Genomic DNA, 16,374 nt, shown 5'->3' with positions numbered 1-16,374 from the left:
CCGCTGGCGCACAAACGAAAGGCCCGCCGGGAAGGCGGGCCTTTGCGCATGCGTCGGCCGGCATGCCGGCAATCGCGTCGACCGCTCAGTTCCAGCCGGCCAGCTCGAACACTTTCAGGATCAGGTAGGCGCAGCCGCCGGCCGCCGGGATGGTCAGGATCCAGGCCCAGATGATGCGCTCGATCACCCCGATGCGCAGCGACTTCGGGTTCTTGGCGAAGCCAACGCCCATGATCGCGGTGGAGATGCTGTGGGTGGTCGAGACCGGCATGCCGAAGTGCGCGGCCAGGGTCAGGATGGTGGCCGAGCTGGTCTCCGCGGCGAAGCCGTGGATCGGGTGCAGCTTGACCATCTTGTGGCCCAGGGTCTTGATGATCTTCCAGCCGCCCGAAGCGGTACCGGCGGCCATCACCACCGCGCAGGTCAGCACGATCCACATGGCGATGCCGTCACCGGCATGCGCGTCCGGGTGCATGAACGCCAGCCACGACGGCAGGTCGTTCAGGGCGCCGGTGGCCTCCGCGCCGATCAGGGTCATGGCGATGATGCCCATGGTCTTCTGCGCGTCGTTGTGGCCGTGGGCGAAGCCCATGTAGGCGGCCGAGACGATCTGCGCCTTGCCGAAGAACGCATTGACCCAGCGCGGGCGCGCCAGCCGGCGCAGCACGCCACCGGCCCGCGCCATGCCGGCGATGATCGCCCACAGCAGGCACATCACCACGATGCCGAGCAGGAAGCCGGCGATCGGCGAGGTGATCATCGGCACGAACACCTTCCACAGCAGGCCCTTGTTCTGCGCCCAGTTGCCGAGGTTCTGCGACCAGATCAGCGCGTCCCAGTTGTTGTGCGCGGCGGCCAGGCCGGCACCGCACAGGCCGCCGATCAGCGCGTGCGAGGACGAGGACGGCAGCCCTTTCCACCAGGTGATCAGGTTCCAGACGATGCCGCCGAGCAGCGCGCACAGGATCACCTGCGGGGTGACCTCGACCACGCTGGTGTTGAGCAGGCCGTTGGCGATGGTCAGTGCCACCGCGGTGCCGGTCAGCGCGCCGATCAGGTTCATGCCCGCAGCCAGCATCACCGCCCAGCCGGGCGAGAGCACCTTGGTCGCCACCACGGTGGCAATGGAGTTGGCGGTGTCGTGGAAGCCGTTGATGAACTCGAAGACGAGCGCCGCCAGGATCACTACGAGGACAAGGGTCAGCATCGCAGCTGCCCCCTTGGGTCAAGCGAGCAGTCCTGCCGCGCCGCGGCGGGACGGGGAACGTGGAAGCGCGGCTCGCGGGCATCGGCACGGCCGATGCCCCCGCTTCCGAAGCCGGAAATGCACGGGATCCGCATCATGGCAATCACGAGTTCTTCAACACGATCTGGTAGACCACCACCCCCGCCTCGCGGCAGCGGTCGATGGCCTTCTCCAGGATCTCGAAGAATTCCTTGAGCAGGAACATCTGCAGGTTGTCCAGGCGCCCGGAATAGATTTCCCGGTACAGCTCGAGCATCAGCCGGTCGGCCTCGTTCTCCAGCGCGCGCAGCTTCTCGTTCATCGCCGTCATGCGGTCGATGTTCATATGGCGCAGGTCCTTGACCATGTCCACCACAACGCCGGCGGCCTGCTCCAGCATCGCCGCGCGCGGGGCGAAGTCGATGTGCGCAAGGTGCTGGGTGGCCAGCGCATAGCGGTCGGCGAACTTCTCGATCTGCTTGGGAATCTTGTACAGCGCCGAGCCCAGCGCCTCGATGTCCTCGCGCTCGATCGGGGTCATGAAGCTGTCGACCAGCGCCTGGCTGATCTTGTCCGAGGCCGCGCGCTCGCGCAGGCGCGCCAGCTTGAATGCATCCAGGGCGGGCTCGCGGTCGGCTTCGCGCATCATCGCGTGCAGCGCCTTGGCGCTGTCGGCGGCGGCCTGGGCGGCCTCGTCGAGATAGGTGTAGAACTGCTTGCCGGAGCCGAAAATGGTCTGCAATGAAAACATTGGAAATGCCTGTCCGCCGTCGCGGAAGGGACGGCACCGGGGCGAATTATGACGGCTGGATGACTTCTCGGGTATTCCCGGCCCATTCCCGCCCGCGAAAATGAACAGGCGGTTGCAGCTACCGCATGCCGGTTTGCTAAGATGCGCCGGCGCCCTCCGCGGGCGCACCCTATGGACGACGACCCTTACCCCCCGCCGCAGCGCCCGGGCACGCCCCTGAGCCCCTGCCGCCACCGCAAGCACCCTCCCTCCCTGCCAACAACCCGGGGGAGCGACCCGTGTTTGAACTGATCCTCATCGTTTTCGCCCTGATCCTGCTCAACGGCTTCTTCGCCATGTCCGAGATGTCGGTCATGACCTCGCGCAAGAGCCGGCTCAAGCAGATGTCCGCCACCAGCAAGCGCGCCGAGCGCGCCCTGGCACTGGCCGAGAAGCCCGAGAACTTCCTGTCCACCGTGCAGATCGGCATCACCGTGATCGGCGTGCTGACCGGCTTCCTCGGCGGTGAAGCGCTGGGCGAAGCCATCGCCGCCTGGATCCAGGGCCTGATGCCGGGCTTCGCCTATGCCGGCGCGGTCGGCAAGGCGCTGGCGGTGACCCTGATCACCTTCGTCACGCTGATCTTCGGCGAACTGGTGCCCAAGCGGCTGGCACTGACCCGTTCGGAGGACATCGCCGGGCTGGTCGCGGTGCCGATGGGCTGGCTGGCCACGCTGGCTTTCCCGTTCGTGTGGCTGCTGTCGCGGACCACCCGGCTGGTGCTGCGCCTGCTGGGGCTGGGCAACACCGACTCGGCATCGGTGACCGAAGAGGAAATCCGCATGCTGGTGGCCGAAAGCCACGAGGCCGGGGTGATCGACATCCACGAGCGCGACATGATGAACCGGGTCATGCGCCTGGGCGACCGCACCGCCGACAGCCTGATGACCCCGCGCAACCGCATCGCCTGGCTGGATACCAACGCCGACCTCGAGAAGAACCTGGAGACCATGCACGAGCATGCGTTCTCGCGTTACCCGGTATACCGCGGCAACGACCAGGACATCGCCGGCATCCTCGAGGTCAAGTCGCTGGTCACGCGCCGCCTGCAGGGCGACACCCATGCGCTGTTCGAGAACCTGCGCGAGACGTTGTATGTCTCCGAGTCCACCCATGCGATGAAGCTGCTGGAGATCTTCCGCGAGGAACACCAGTCGATGGCGCTGGTGGTGGACGAGTACGGCGAGATCCAGGGCCTGGTGACCATCAGCGACCTGATGGGCGCGGTGGTCGGCCGCCTGCAGGCGCCGGAGAACACCGACGAGGACGCGCTGGTGGTCACCCGCGAGGACGGTTCGCTGCTGGTGGACGGCTCGCTGCCGGTGGACGACCTGCGCGAACTGATGGGCGGGGTCGAGCTGCCCGATGCCGAGGAAGGCGACTACTACACGCTGGCTGGCATGTGCATGCACTTCTTCGGCCGCATCCCGCACGCCAGCGAGTACTTCGACTGGGCGGGCTGGCGCATCGAGATCGTCGACCTGGACGGTGCCCGCATCGACAAGCTGCTGCTGCGCCGGCTGCCGGAAGAAGACGAAGATGACACCACCGGCTGAGCCGCAGGACGGCGGTCCGGAAGGCGGCTGCGGCCCGGCGCCGGGCGCCTACCGCAACGAGGGCATCCGCACCCTGCTGTCGATGTTCGAGCACGGCGACCCGGAGGAACAGCAGCCGCTGGGCAGGATCCTGCAGGGGCTCCAGGAAAGCGCGTTCGGCGTATTCCTGTTCATCGCCATCCTGCCGGCGTTCATTCCCGTGCCCGGCATCGGCGGCGCGGTCAGCGGCCCGCTGGTGCTGCTGATCGGCCTGCAGATGATGGCCGGCCTGTCGCGGCCCTGGGTACCGGGGTTCATCGCCCGGCGCGGGCCCAGGCGCGGCACCATGCACCGCTTCCTCGGCCGGATCGACCGGCCGCTGCGGCGCCTGGACCGGATGCTCAAGCCGCGCCTGTCGGCCCTGGTATGGCCACTGCCGGCGCGGGTGTTCACGGGGCTGCTGCTGGTCATGACCGGGGTCCTGCTGTCGCTGCCGATTCCGCTGACCAACTATCTGTTCGGCTTCCAGCTGCTGCTGTTCGCGCTGGCGTTGATCGAGCGCGATGGCGCGCTGATGCTGTTCAACTGGATCGCGGCACTCGCCGCCTGCCTGTTCTTCGGGCTCGGCTCCGGGCAACTGGTCAGCCACAGCATCGACCTGTTCCAGCACTGGACCAGCTGAGCCGCGGCCATCAGGCGGCCGCCCCCGCTGCCCGCGATCGCCACGGCCGGCCCTGCGTGCCGGCGCCGCCACGCTCCGGGCGCAGGGCGCAGGGCGCAGGGCTCAGTACCGTGCCTGCCAGGCCTGCATCGCCAGTTCGAACGAGCGCAGCCGCGCGGCATGGTCGAAGATGTTGGCGGTGAGCATCATTTCGTCCGGCCGGTGGCGCGCGGCAAAGGCCGCCAGCCCCTCGCCCACCTGCTCCGGGTCGCCCAGCACGGTGCAGGCCAGCACCCGCTCCACCCCGGCCTTCTCGTGCGGTTCCCAGAACGCCTCGATGTCGTCGACCGGCGGCGGAATCCGCCCCGGGCGGCCACGCCGCAGGTTGACGAAGGCCTGCTGCTGGGTGGTGAACAGGCGTCGCGACTGCGCCTCCGACTCGCTGGCCACCACGTTCAGCGCCAGGATCGCCCACGGCGTGCGCAACCGTGCCGACGGCCTGAAATCGCGGCGGTAGAGCGCCAGGGCCTCGTCCATCGCGTCCGGGGCGAAATGCGAGGCGAACGCGAATGGCAGGCCCATCGCCGCCGACAGCCGTGCGCTGAACAGGCTGGAGCCCAGCAGCCACACCGGCACCTCGATGCCGGCGCCCGGCACCGCCTGCACCGCCTGGCCCGGCTGCACCGGTTCGAAGTAGCGCAGCAGCTCGCTCACGTCCTGCGGGAACTGGTCGGCGCTGTCGAAGTAGCGGCGCAGCGCGCGGGCGGTGGCGTGGTCGGTACCCGGCGCGCGGCCCAGTCCCAGGTCGATGCGTCCCGGATACAGCGACGCCAGCGTGCCGAACTGCTCAGCCACCTGCAGCGGCGAGTGGTTGGGCAGCATGATGCCGCCGGCGCCGACGCGGATGCGCGAGGTACCGCCGGCGACATGGCCGATCAGCACCGAGGTGGCCGCGCTGGCGATGCCCGGCATGTTGTGGTGCTCGGCCAGCCAGTAGCGGTGGTAGCCCCAGCGCTCGGCATGGCGCGCGAGATCGAGCATGTCGGCGAACGCCTGGCCGGGCGTCGCGCCTTCGCAGACGGGGGCCAGGTCGAGAACGGAAAGGGGAATCATGCGGCGGCTTCCGGCAGGGGATGGGCAGGACATGGGGCGGGCAGCGCGGTTTCCCATCCCCGCGTGTGGCCCCGGCGGCCGAACACTGTTTTCCAGCGTCCCTGCTGCGGGGGCTCAGGCCGCCGCGTCGTCCACCAGCGGCTGCAACTGCGGGTCCAGGGCCACGCGCTCGTCGAATACGAAGCAGCGGCCATCGTAGCCCTCGCCGCCGACCTCCTCGAAGTAACCGAGGATGCCGCCCTCCAGCTGCAGCACGTTGTCCATGCCGTCGTTGCGCATCCACAGCGCGGCCTTCTCGCAGCGGATGCCGCCGGTGCAGAAACTCACCACGGTGGCGTCGGCCAGCGCGGCGCGGTGCGGCTCCAGTGCCGCCGGCAGGTCGGTGAAGCGGGCGATGGGCAGGGTCAGGGCGCCAGCGAAGGTGCCATGGGCGAACTCCTGCGCGTTGCGGGTGTCCAGCATCACCACGCGCCTGCCATCGTCGTCATGGCCCTGCCGCAACCAGCGCGCCAGCGTGGCCGGCTCCACCGAGGGCGCGCGCGGGTAGTCCAGCGGCTGGCCGTCGTCGCGGCGGAAGCTGATGATCTCCTGCTTCACCTTGGCCTTGAGCCGGGCGAACGGCTGCATGCGGCTGTAGCTGTATTTGACGCGCATGGCGGCAAAGCGCGCATCGGCCTTCAGTTCGGCGTAGAAACCATCGATGCCGTCGCGGCTGCCGGCCAGGAACAGGTTGATGCCCTCGTCCGCCACCAGCACGGTGCCGCGCAGCGCGTGCGCCTGCGCCCGCTCCAGCAGACGGGTGGCCAGCGCGTCGGCATCGGTGACGGGGACGAAGTGGTAAGCGGCGGTGTTGACGATCATGGGTATATTTTACGGCGCGCGCAGGCGTCAGCCACGCAGCAGCATGAACGGCAGCAGCACCAGCGCCGCCGCGGCCAGCATGCCCAGCAGCACCGCGATCACGTACAGCGGCCGCCGCCGCAGCAGCGCGCCGAACGTCTCGGCGGTGCCGTCGCGCAGCGCGGCCTCGCGTTCGGCGCGCACGCGCTGCCCGCGCTCGGCCTGGTAGCCATCCATCAGGGCCCGCGCGCGCGCATGGTCCTGGCGATCACGCAGCCACAGGCCGCCACTGGAAATGCCCCAGGGGCTGGGCTCGGTGCGGTACCAGGCGATGCCGTGACGGTCGAGCAGTTCGCAGACCTCGCGGCTTTCGTCTTCACCGACATTACGCAGATTGAGCAGCAGTTTCGCCATCGCGCCATGATACCCGCTGGCGATGCGCTACCCTTGCGCGCCGTGGCCGTGACTCCCCCAAGCAGTACGCGCCTGCGCGTGCGCGGGGGCCGGCTCGCCGCCCCTCCCCTGGCCTGCCCCGCATCCCGCGCGGCCGCCTTCAACCTGGAGCCCATCATGCGTCGCCTGTTCGTGCCGTTGCTGTTGTCCCTGCTTGCCGCCGGCTGCACCCCGCCCGGTCCGCCCCCGGGGGGCAGCATCGCCGCCTTCGAGCGCATCGACACGGTGCCGGGCAGCGGCGCCGAAGCGGTACCCGGCACCCGGGTCACCGTGCACTACACCGGCTGGATCTACGACGAGCGACGCGCCGACAAGCATGGCGAGAAGTTCGACAGCTCGCTCGATCGTGGCGAGCCGTTCACCTTCGATCTCGGCGAGAAGCAGGTCATCCGCGGCTGGGACGAAGGCGTGGCCGGGATGAAGGTCGGTGGCAAGTGCACGTTGATGATCCCGGCCGACTACGGCTACGGCAACCGCCGCGCCGGCCCGATCGCGCCGGGTTCCTCGCTGGTGTTCGACGTCGAACTGCTCGATGTCCAGCCCCGCTGAACCCGGGCGCGCCGGCACGCGCGTGGCGGTGGTCGGCGGCGGCCCGGCCGGGCTGTTCGCCGCCGAGCGCCTGCGCGCGTCGGGCATGTCGGTCGACCTGTACGAGGCCAAGGGCTCGCCCGGGCGCAAGTTCCTGATCGCCGGCAAGGGCGGGCTCAACCTCACCCATTCCGAACCACGCCCGCAATTCGACCAGCGCTACTGCGAACGCGAGGCCGAAGTCGCCGGCTGGCTGGATGGCTTCGACGCCGATGCCCTGCGCGACTGGGCGCGCGGCCTGGGCGTGGACACCTATGTCGGCAGTTCCGGTCGGGTGTTCCCGCTGGACCGCAAGGCCGCGCCGCTGCTGCGTGGCTGGGTGCGGCGACTGAAGGAACAGGGCGTGCGCTTCCACGTCCAGCATCGCTGGCTGGGCTGGAACGACGACGGCTCGCTGCGCATGCAGCGCAGCGAGGGCGAAATCGCCGTGACCGCCGACGCCACCCTACTGGCGCTGGGCGGCGGCAGCTGGCCTGAGCTCGGCTCGGACGGCGCCTGGGTGCAGGCGCTGCACGCGCGCGGCGTGGACATTGCGCCGCTGCAGCCGGCCAACTGCGGCTTCGACCTCGACTGGAGCGGGCATTTCCGCCAGCGCCATGCCGGCAGCCCGCTGAAGCCGGTCGTCGCGCACTGGCGCGACCTGCATGGCCAGCCGCAGCAGCTACAGGGCGAATGCGTGGCCAGCGAGTACGGCATCGAAGGCAGCCTGGTCTACGCCATCGCCGCCGACCTGCGCGAAACCATCAATCGCGACGGCCATGCGCTGCTGGAACTGGACCTGGTGCCCGGCCGCGACGCGGCACGCCTGCGTGCCGACCTGTCGCGCCCGCGCAAGGGACGCAGCTTCGGCGAGCACCTGCGGCGCGCTGCGGGCATCGACGCGGTCAAGGCCGCGCTGGTGTTCGAACGGCTGGGCAAGGATGCCGGCCACGACCCCGATGCCGTGGCGCGCACGCTCAAGCGCCTGCCGCTGCGCCTGCTGCGACCGCGACCGATGGCCGAGACCATCAGCACCGCCGGCGGCGTGCGCCTGGAGGCGATGAATGCGGGGTTGATGCTGCAGGCCCTGCCCGGCGTGTTCTGCGCGGGCGAGATGCTGGATTGGGAAGCGCCGACCGGGGGCTACCTGCTCACCGCCTGCTATGCCAGTGCGCTGCGCGCGGCCGAGGGCGTGGTCGACTGGCTGCGCTGAGCGTACCGTGGCGGCCGTGCCGCCACGGCGGGGTGCCGTACTTCCAACAGTCGCCCAGCCTGCCACGCCCTCCCGCCGCCCCGGGATGGCCCCGGCTTCAGTGCAGCTTGGTACCACGCAGCGCCGCGATGCGTGCCGGCGGCTGGAACGAATCGCTGCGCGCGTCCGCCCAGTACTCGCGGAACACCGCGTGGCCCGGCACCCGGTCGAGCAGTTCGCCCGGCGCCAGGTAGCGGTACAACGTCGCCATCGAGCGGATCTCGATCGGCGACACCCGCCGCAGGATGTGCTCCGGGCCCAGTTCCGACGGATCGTTCAGGCCGGCCGCGCCCAGCAGGTCGCGCAGCGCGCGCAGGGTGTTCTCATGGAAATTGCGTACCCGCTCGGCCTTGTCGGTCGGGTCGAGGTGGCGCCAGCGGCTGGGGTCCTGGGTAGCGATGCCGGTCGGGCACTTGTCGTTGTGGCAGCTCAATGACTGGATGCAGCCCAGCGCGAACATGAAGCCACGCCCGGCGTTGCACCAGTCCGCCCCCAGCGCGATGGTCCGCGCGATGTCGAAGGCGCTGGTCACCTTGCCGGCGGCGCCGATGCGGATCCGCTCGCGCAGGTTCAGCCCCACCAGCGTGTTGTGCACCAGGATCAGGGCTTCGTTCATCGGCACGCCGACGTGGTCGATGAACTCGGCCGGCGATGCGCCGGTGCCGCCCTCGGCGCCATCGACCACGATGAAGTCGGGCAACAGCCCGGTCTCGTGCATGGCCTTGGCGATGCCGAACCATTCCCACGGATGGCCGATGGCCAGCTTGAAGCCGGTTGGCTTGCCGCCGGACAGCTCGCGCAGGCGCGCGACGAACTGCAGCAGTTCCACCGGCGTGGAGAACGCCGAGTGGCGCGACGGCGACACGCAGTCCACGCCCATCGGCACCCCACGGGTGACCGAAATCTCCGCGCTGACCTTGGCCGCGGGCAACACCCCGCCATGGCCGGGCTTGGCGCCCTGCGACAGCTTGATCTCGATCATCTTGACCTGGTCGTGGTTGGCGTTCTCGACGAAGCGCTCCTCGCTGAAACGCCCCTGCTCGTCACGGCAACCGAAGTAGCCCGAACCGATCTCCCACACCAGGTCGCCGCCGTTCTCGCGGTGGTAGGGCGAAATCGAGCCTTCGCCGGTGTCATGGTAGAAGCCGCCCATCTTCGCGCCCTTGTTCAGCGCGCGGATGGCGTTGGCCGACAGCGAACCGAAGCTCATCGCCGAAATGTTGAACACACTGGCCGAATAGGGCCGTGCGCAGCCGGCGCCGATGACCACGCGGAAATCGTGGTGCGGGATGCTGGTCGGCGCCATCGAATGGTTGATCCACTCGTAGTCCACCGCGTAGGTACTGCGCAGCGTGCCGAACGGCACCACGTCCATCACGTTGCGCGCACGCTGGTAGACCAGTTGGCGCTGCTGGCGCGAGAACGGCACGTCCTCCAGGTCGCTCTGCACGAAGTACTGGCGGATTTCCGGACCGATGGATTCGAAGCCGTAGCGGAAGTGCGCCAGCACCGGATAATTGCGCCGCAGCACGCTGCGCCGCTGCAGCATGTCCCAGGTACCGATCAACGCCATCGCGGCGAACAGGCCGACGCCCCAGTACCAGGCGGGCCAGCGCACCGCCAGCGCAAGCGATACCGGCAACAGGACCAGTGCCAGTACATAGACCAGATAACGATGCATTGCCGTCCTCGTGACCGGGGATGGCGGATTCTACAACCGGTCGTCCACCGCGTGCCGCGGCCACACCGATTTGACGTCGTAGACCACCATGTCCGGCACACCCAGCGCGCGTATGCGCTCGGCGTCGAGCTCGCGGAACTGGCGGTGCGCGACCGCCAGCACCACCGCGTCGTAGTGTCCCTGCGCGGGCGCATCGACCAGGCGCATGCCCGATTCGCGCTCGGCCTCGGCCGCATCCGCCCATGGATCGAAGGCATCCACCTGCGCGCCCTGCCCGGCCAGCAGGCGCGCCAGGTCCAGCGCACGGCTGTTGCGCAGGTCCGGGCAGTCCTCCTTGAAGGTCACGCCCAGCACCAGCACCCGGGCACCGCGCAGCGGCTTGCCCTTGCCGGCCAGCAGTGCGTCCACCCGCGCCACCACGTGCGCGACCACCCGGTTGTTGACCTGGCGCGCGGTGTGGATCAGGTCGGGGTGGTAGCCCACGCTCTCGGACTTGTGCAACAGGTAGTACGGATCCACGCCGATACAGTGGCCGCCGACCATGCCCGGGCGGAACGGCAGGAAGTTCCACTTGGTGCCGGCCGCCTCGAGCACGTCCAGGGTATCGATGCCGAGCCGGTCGAAGATCAGCGCCAGTTCGTTGACCAGGGCGATGTTGACGTCGCGCTGGATGTTCTCCACCACCTTGGCCGCTTCGGCCACGCGCAGCGACGGTGCGCGCCAGGTACCGGCGGCGATGATCCGGCGGTACAACGCGTCCACCACTTCGGCCGCTTCCGGCGTGGATCCGGAAGTGATCTTGCGGATGTCCGGCAGGCGCCGCTGGCGGTCGCCGGGATTGATCCGCTCGGGGCTGTAGCCGCACCAGAAATCCTGGTTGAAGCGCAGGCCCGAGCCCTGCTCCAGCAGCGGCACGCAGACTTCCTCGGTGGTACCGGGATAGACGGTGGATTCGTAGATCACCAGGTCACCGCGCTTGAGCACCCCGGCGATCAGCTGGCTGGCCGCGCGCAAAGGCTCCAGGTCCGGCTGCTCCCAGGCATCGATCGGCGTGGGCACGGTGACGACGAACACGTTGCACCGGGCCAGTTCCGCCACGTCGGCGCAATAGCGCAGGCAGGTGGCCGCCGCCAGTTCGGCGGCCTCCAGCTCCAGCGTGCGGTCGTGGCCCTGGCGCAGCTCGGCCACGCGCGTGGCATCGATGTCGTAGCCGAGCGTGTCCAGCGTCCGCCCGAACTCGACCGCCAGCGGCAGGCCCACATAGCCCAGGCCGACGACGGCGATGCGCGGCGCGCTGGCTGCGGAAATGTCGGCGCTCATCCCATCCCTCGAGGTTGCATGCTGGTGCCCGGAGCCGGAATCGAACCGGCATGGGGTTGCCCCCGGCGGATTTTAAGTCCGATGCGTCTACCAGTTTCGCCATCCGGGCATCGCGATAGCCTGCCTGATCGGCACGCGCTTGTGAATCCGACGATGCCGCGCGGGCGCGCCCCGCCATCGCGGCAGGGGTTCCGGGGCCGATCCCGTGGCGGGCGTGGCCGTCGCACGCCAGCCACGCGCCGCGGCGGCGTTCAGATCGCCCGCGAGTAGCGCGCCGGCTGCTGCGGGGCCTGCAGGTAACGGTCGAAGCACATGGCGATCAGGCGCAGCAGCGGCCGCCCCTGCCGGGTCGCGGCGACGACGCCGTCGTGGTACCGGGCCAGCCCGTCGTCGGCCAGGCGCTGCAGCGCCGCCAGTTCGACGGCGAAGTACTGCTCGAAATCGATGCCGTGGCGCGCCGCCAGGGCGTGGCCGTCCACGCGGCCGTGGCACATCAGCTGCTGGATCAGCTCGGCGCGCAGCACGTCGTCGGCATCCAGCTCCAGCCCGCGCCATACCGGCAGGCCGCCGGCGTCGATCCGCGCCTCCCAGTCCTTCAGGTCGCGCGGGTTCTGGCTGTAGCTGTTGTCGATCCGGCTGATGGCGCTTACGCCCAGCCCCAGCAGGTCGCTGTCGGCATGGGTGGTGTAGCCCATGAAGTTGCGGTGCAGGCTGCCGGCGCGCTGCGCACGCGACAGGTCTTCTTCCGGCAACGCGAAATGATCCATGCCGATGTACTGGTACCCCGCCGCCGACAGCCGCTCCACCGCCAGCCCGAGCAGCGCCAGCTTGCGTTCGGCATCAGGCAGCTCCGCATCGACGATCTGCCGCTGCGCCTTGAACAGGTGCGGCATGTGCGCGTAGCCGTAGATCGCAAGCCGGTCCGGACGCACCGCCAGCACGGTTTCCAGCGTGCGTGCGAAGCCTTCCAGGGTCTGCCTGGGCAGGCCGTAGATCAGGTCGACATTGACCGAGCGCAGGCCATGGCGGCGGCAGGCGTCGATGATCGCCAGCGTCTCGTCCACGCCCTGCACGCGGTTGATCGCCTGCTGCACCGCAGGGTCGAAATCCTGCACACCGAGGCTGGCGCGGTTGAAGCCCAGCTGCGCCAGCACGGCGATATCGTCCGGACTGACCGAGCGCGGGTCCAGTTCGATGGAGAAATCGCGGCCGGTATCGCCGCTGAAGCAGAAACGCTGGCGCAGTCCCTCGACCAGGCGCGACAACTGTTCCGGCTCTAGGAAGTTGGGCGTGCCGCCGCCGAAGTGCAGCTGGGTGACCTCGCGCCCGGGTGCGAACAGCGGCGCCACCCGGTCCGCTTCGGCAAGCACGCGGTCCACGTACGGCGCCCCCTTGTCACGGTCGCGGCTGATGACCCGGTTGCAGCCGCAGTAGAAGCAGGGACTGGTGCAGTACGGCACGTGCACGTACAGCGACAGTGGCCGCGCCGATGCATTGCTGCGCGCGATGGCCTCGCGGAACTGCCCGGCGCCGTAGCCATCGTGGAAATGCGGCGCGGTGGGGTAGGACGTGTAGCGCGGTCCCGGCCGGTCATGGCGGCGCAGGATATCCGGATCGAAGGTCCAGCCCAGGGGATCGGGAAATGCAAGGGGAGTGTCCATGCGCGCAGACTGCCCGATGCCGCGCACGGCCGCCTTGAGCCAGATCAATGGAGCCGCGGCATGCCCCGGCCCGGACCGTGGCCGGCCCTAGGGGCCCAGCACCGGCAGCGTGGGCCAGCGCGACATCTGGAACCGGCGCCAGAAATTGCCGGCGATGCGCTCGGCGGCATCATCGGCCAGCCGCTGCATCGGCACGTTGCCCAGTTCGGCCGTGGTCTGCCGGAACAGCTGCAGCCAGCGCTCGAACAGCTCCTCGCGCAGTTCGTCGATCACCATGTGCTTCTGCATCGGCGCGCCCTGGAACCGGCGGGTGCCGCGCAGCAGCGCCGACCAGAAATCGACCAGGTGCCGCATGTGCGCCTCCCAGTCGTCGACATGCGCCTCGAATACCGGCCCCAGCAGTTCGTCCGTGCGCACGCGCCCATAGAAGCGCCGCACCAGACGGTCGATCTCCTCCTCGCTGCACAGGTCCGCCGCCGGTTGCGGCAGGCGTTCATCGTTCATCGCTGCAAAGCTCCTCGCCTGGCGGCCATTGTGCTGAACGGCTTCCGGGCATGGCTTGATCCAGATCAAGGCTGCCCGGCCCGGGGCTGCCTAGGCTGAAGGCAAGTCCGCCCTTGCCTTCACCGCCGCTTCGGCGAAGCGGCAAGCTCCGATTGTACGCCCGCCAGGCCCCGCGTCCGATGTCACCATGATCGACCCCGACACCTCGTCCCCCACGCCCCCCTCCCCGGTACAGAAGCTGGGCGCGGTGCTGTGGCCGAGCTTCTTCGTCGCGGTGGTCGCGTCGGTACTGTTCTTCGCCTTCTTCGACCCGCTGGACCTGCAGCGCATCGGCTTCCCGCAACACGCGATCAGCCGCGGCCTCGGCTATACCGCCGGCTTCTTCCTGGCGTGGCTGGGCACGTTCTGCGCCTGCAGCGTGACCGCCCTGCTGCTGCGCGCGCCCGGTGGCGACGAAGAGCCGCCGCTGGAATGAGCAGCATCCAGCGCCCCGGCTATTCCGCGACCGCGCACCCGGCCGCACCCGCGCACCGGGCACCGGTGCAGCGGCGCCATGTCGTGCAATGGCTGGTGCTGGCGCTGATGCTGGGCCTGTTCTACGGCATGCCATGGCTGCGCTGGCATGATGCCCCCTTGCTGTTGTTCGACATCGAGGCACGCCGCATCCACTTCTTCGGCCTTGGCCTGCGCACCGATGCGATCGTGCCATTGCTGTGGCTGGCGCTGGCAGGACTGGCCGCGCTGTGCCTGGTCACCAGCCTGTACGGCCGGCTGTGGTGCGCCTATGCCTGCCCGCAGACCGTACTGACCCGCCTGCACCGCGCAGTGCGTCCCCTCACCACGCTCAACGGGCGGGCCGGCGGGCGCACCGAGCCGGTCCTGCGGCACGCGCTGTGGGCCGCGGTATCGCTGTGGACCGGCATCACCTTCGTGGGTTATTTCTCACCGATCGGCGGCCTGGTCGGCGGCTTGCCCGCCTTCGAGCTCGGGGGCTGGAAAGTATTCTGGATCGCCTTCTATGCCCTGGCCACCTGGGCCAACGTGCTGTTCCTGCACGAGCAGGTCTGCACCTACCTGTGCCCGTACGGCCGCGTGCAGCCATGGCTGACCGACGCCTTCACCCCGTCCATCCACTATGACGCGCGGCGCGGCGAGCCACGCGGCGCACGCGCGGCCGGCGGCGGCAGCGTGATGCAGCGTGCGCGCGGCCTGCTGGATCCGGTGACCGCGCGCGACTATGTGTTCCGTGCCGCGCATCCGGCCAGCGCCGGCCCGCGCCCGACCTTCAGTGACGCCCATCTTGGCGACTGCACCGATTGCGACGCCTGCGTCCGCGCCTGCCCGATCGGCCTGGACATCCGCAACGGCCGCAACGACTCGTGCATCGAATGCAATGCCTGCACGGATGCCTGCGACGACACCATGGCCCGCAACGGCTTCCCTGCGGGGCTCATCCTGCGCACCAGCATCGCCCGCATCGAGCAGCGGCCCGCCGCCAGCTTCCGCGCCCGGCCGCTGCTGTTCGGCGCGCTGACCGTGCTGTTCCTGGCCCTGGCGATCACAGGGCTGCTGGCGGCCAGCTGACGCCGCGCCGGTTCAGGGCGCTTCCACCGCATAGCCACGCGCCTGCAGCCGGGCCAGATAGCCATCGGCAGCCAGCAGGCCGTCGACCGGCAACATCGCGAACGTCTCGCGGTTCCGGCCCAGCGCCTCCTCGGCGATCGTCATCCAGTGCCGGTAGCCGCGCTCGCGCAGGTCGCCATAGCCGCGGTTGCGTGCAAAGCCGGAATCGGCAACGGCACGCAGGCAGGCCCCGTCGGCGTCTTCCAGGCGCAACTGGCGCAATGCCTCGACGTCACCGACGGCCCAGGCATTGGCACGCTCCACCAGCCGCGGCAGGTCGCGCTCGACCGACGCCAGCTTGTGCTCGAAGCAGGCCACGTCATCGAAGCCGCCGGCACGGAACTCGCGGATCGCCGCCTTCGGGTCGTCGATCTCGAACTTCAGCGTCGTCGAGGTCGGCTTGATCCCGGCAGCCTTGGCCGCCTTCTGCACCACCGGCCAGACCACCGGCTTCTGCCCCAGCCCGGCCGACTTGATCGCCGCCGCGTACAGTTCGCTGGCGGCGATCATCGGCCGCTTGCGCTCGACCCCACCGTCGCGCCCCAGGTACTGGCGCTTCTGCGCCTGCCAGCGCGCATACAGCGCCGGTGGCAGCACATCCTCCAGCTTCGCGCCATCCTCGTTGCGCATCGCTTTCCACGCAGCCGGCGCCAACGCCAGCATGCCGAAGAAGCCGACGTCGGCATTGAACGACAAGGACGGCGGCAGCAGTACCTGCTGCGAGCGTGCGACGATCGCTTCCACCTCGCCCGACTGCCACTGGATCCGATCGGGCAGCGGCGACGCCGTCCCCAGGATCCACAACACGTGGTCGTCCTTGCTGACCTTCCACAACCCCGGGCCGGGCTGCACGCCATGCACCACCAGGGTTTCCAGATTGCGGATCGGCGCCGGGTCCGGCGTGCTCGCGGGTTCGGCCGGCGGCGCAGCCGCATGCAACTGCGAGAGCGAAACCAACCACAACCCTACCAGCACACTCCATCGGGCAACGCGCATGTCCGTTCCTGACATCCGGGAAAGGCGCGAATCTAGCCGGTTCCACGCCCCTGCGCGTTAAGGTGGCGGGGTTTGCCGACGACGCCCGCCCTCAGCAGTGGCAGCGCGCACGGCGCAACGAAAAACGGCCTGCACCATGAAGTGCAAGCCGTT

16 protein-coding genes and 1 tRNA gene are annotated in these 16,374 nt (G+C 69.3%); 6 read left to right on the top strand and 11 right to left on the bottom strand.

Annotated features, from left to right (window positions below; all coding sequences use genetic code 11):
- Positions 1-85: 85 nt before the first annotated feature.
- Positions 86-1,207 (bottom strand): inorganic phosphate transporter, encoded by a 1,122-nt coding sequence (locus F0P95_RS10230; RefSeq protein ID WP_182334130.1) that lies wholly within the window; start codon positions 1,205-1,207, stop codon positions 86-88.
- Positions 1,208-1,349: 142 nt separating this feature from the next.
- Entirely contained in the window at positions 1,350-1,976 is a 627-nt protein-coding gene (locus F0P95_RS10225; protein WP_054664724.1) for a DUF47 domain-containing protein, read from the bottom strand.
- A gap of 278 nt (positions 1,977-2,254) precedes the next feature.
- Between F0P95_RS10225 and F0P95_RS10220 the strand changes: the two genes are divergently transcribed.
- Complete coding sequence (locus tag F0P95_RS10220) at positions 2,255-3,571, top strand: hemolysin family protein (RefSeq protein WP_182334128.1); 1,317 nt, start codon at positions 2,255-2,257, stop codon at positions 3,569-3,571.
- Positions 3,555-4,232: an exopolysaccharide biosynthesis protein gene (locus F0P95_RS10215; protein ID WP_182334126.1), complete on the top strand. Its 678-nt coding sequence runs from the start codon at positions 3,555-3,557 to the stop codon at positions 4,230-4,232. The genes F0P95_RS10220 and F0P95_RS10215 overlap by 17 nt, the downstream gene beginning before the upstream one ends.
- Before the next feature lie 102 nt (positions 4,233-4,334).
- Here the strand turns inward: F0P95_RS10215 and F0P95_RS10210 are convergent, their stop codons facing one another.
- The 3 genes from F0P95_RS10210 to F0P95_RS10200 all read right to left on the bottom strand — a co-directional run bounded on the left by F0P95_RS10210 (position 4,335) and on the right by F0P95_RS10200 (position 6,578).
- A complete protein-coding gene (locus F0P95_RS10210; RefSeq protein ID WP_182334124.1) occupies positions 4,335-5,324 on the bottom strand; it encodes an LLM class flavin-dependent oxidoreductase in 990 nt (329 codons plus the stop codon).
- A 114-nt stretch (positions 5,325-5,438) separates the two neighbouring features.
- A complete protein-coding gene (locus F0P95_RS10205; protein ID WP_182334122.1) occupies positions 5,439-6,185 on the bottom strand; it encodes a sulfurtransferase in 747 nt (248 codons plus the stop codon).
- A gap of 27 nt (positions 6,186-6,212) precedes the next feature.
- Positions 6,213-6,578, bottom strand: coding sequence for a DUF6164 family protein (locus F0P95_RS10200; RefSeq protein ID WP_182334120.1), 366 nt, complete (start codon positions 6,576-6,578; stop codon positions 6,213-6,215).
- A 156-nt stretch (positions 6,579-6,734) separates the two neighbouring features.
- On the opposite strand from F0P95_RS10200, the gene F0P95_RS10195 reads away from it, so the two are divergent.
- Together F0P95_RS10195 and F0P95_RS10190 are read left to right on the top strand one after the other, a co-directional pair.
- A complete protein-coding gene (locus F0P95_RS10195; RefSeq protein WP_182334118.1) occupies positions 6,735-7,166 on the top strand; it encodes an FKBP-type peptidyl-prolyl cis-trans isomerase in 432 nt (143 codons plus the stop codon).
- Complete coding sequence (locus F0P95_RS10190) at positions 7,150-8,397, top strand: TIGR03862 family flavoprotein (protein WP_182334116.1); 1,248 nt, start codon at positions 7,150-7,152, stop codon at positions 8,395-8,397. The genes F0P95_RS10195 and F0P95_RS10190 overlap by 17 nt, the downstream gene beginning before the upstream one ends.
- 97 nt (positions 8,398-8,494) lie before the next feature.
- Here the strand turns inward: F0P95_RS10190 and F0P95_RS10185 are convergent, their stop codons facing one another.
- From F0P95_RS10185 to F0P95_RS10165, 5 genes are all read right to left on the bottom strand, one after another.
- Complete coding sequence (locus F0P95_RS10185; RefSeq protein ID WP_182334114.1) at positions 8,495-10,117, bottom strand: FMN-binding glutamate synthase family protein; 1,623 nt, start codon at positions 10,115-10,117, stop codon at positions 8,495-8,497.
- Positions 10,118-10,147: 30 nt separating this feature from the next.
- A complete protein-coding gene (locus tag F0P95_RS10180; RefSeq protein WP_182334113.1) occupies positions 10,148-11,437 on the bottom strand; it encodes a nucleotide sugar dehydrogenase in 1,290 nt (429 codons plus the stop codon).
- Positions 11,438-11,459: 22 nt separating this feature from the next.
- A tRNA-Leu gene (locus tag F0P95_RS10175) sits at positions 11,460-11,546 on the bottom strand.
- A 142-nt stretch (positions 11,547-11,688) separates the two neighbouring features.
- Positions 11,689-13,098, bottom strand: coding sequence for an oxygen-independent coproporphyrinogen III oxidase (gene hemN / locus F0P95_RS10170; protein ID WP_182334111.1), 1,410 nt, complete (start codon positions 13,096-13,098; stop codon positions 11,689-11,691).
- An 87-nt stretch (positions 13,099-13,185) separates the two neighbouring features.
- The gene (locus F0P95_RS10165) at positions 13,186-13,602 is read right to left on the bottom strand and encodes a group III truncated hemoglobin (protein WP_182334109.1); all 417 of its coding nucleotides are present in this window, start codon (positions 13,600-13,602) and stop codon (positions 13,186-13,188) included.
- A 187-nt stretch (positions 13,603-13,789) separates the two neighbouring features.
- Here F0P95_RS10165 and F0P95_RS10160 point away from each other — a divergent pair, with 187 nt between their 5' ends.
- Together F0P95_RS10160 and F0P95_RS10155 are read left to right on the top strand one after the other, a co-directional pair.
- Positions 13,790-14,077 (top strand): hypothetical protein, encoded by a 288-nt coding sequence (locus F0P95_RS10160; protein ID WP_182334107.1) that lies wholly within the window; start codon positions 13,790-13,792, stop codon positions 14,075-14,077.
- Positions 14,074-15,186 (top strand): 4Fe-4S dicluster domain-containing protein, encoded by a 1,113-nt coding sequence (locus F0P95_RS10155; RefSeq protein WP_232528673.1) that lies wholly within the window; start codon positions 14,074-14,076, stop codon positions 15,184-15,186. Before F0P95_RS10160 ends, F0P95_RS10155 begins: the two co-directional genes overlap by 4 nt.
- 12 nt (positions 15,187-15,198) lie before the next feature.
- Here F0P95_RS10155 and F0P95_RS10150 read toward each other — a convergent pair whose 3' ends face one another.
- The gene (locus tag F0P95_RS10150) at positions 15,199-16,221 is read right to left on the bottom strand and encodes a TraB/GumN family protein (protein WP_182334105.1); all 1,023 of its coding nucleotides are present in this window, start codon (positions 16,219-16,221) and stop codon (positions 15,199-15,201) included.
- Positions 16,222-16,374 lie beyond the last annotated feature (153 nt).

Origin of the sequence: Stenotrophomonas acidaminiphila, assembly GCF_014109845.1 — a bacterium.
Lineage (GTDB): Bacteria > Pseudomonadota > Gammaproteobacteria > Xanthomonadales > Xanthomonadaceae > Stenotrophomonas > Stenotrophomonas acidaminiphila.
The sequence above is the reverse complement of the archived record's forward strand: the minus strand, read 5'-3'. Positions and strand labels throughout refer to the sequence as shown.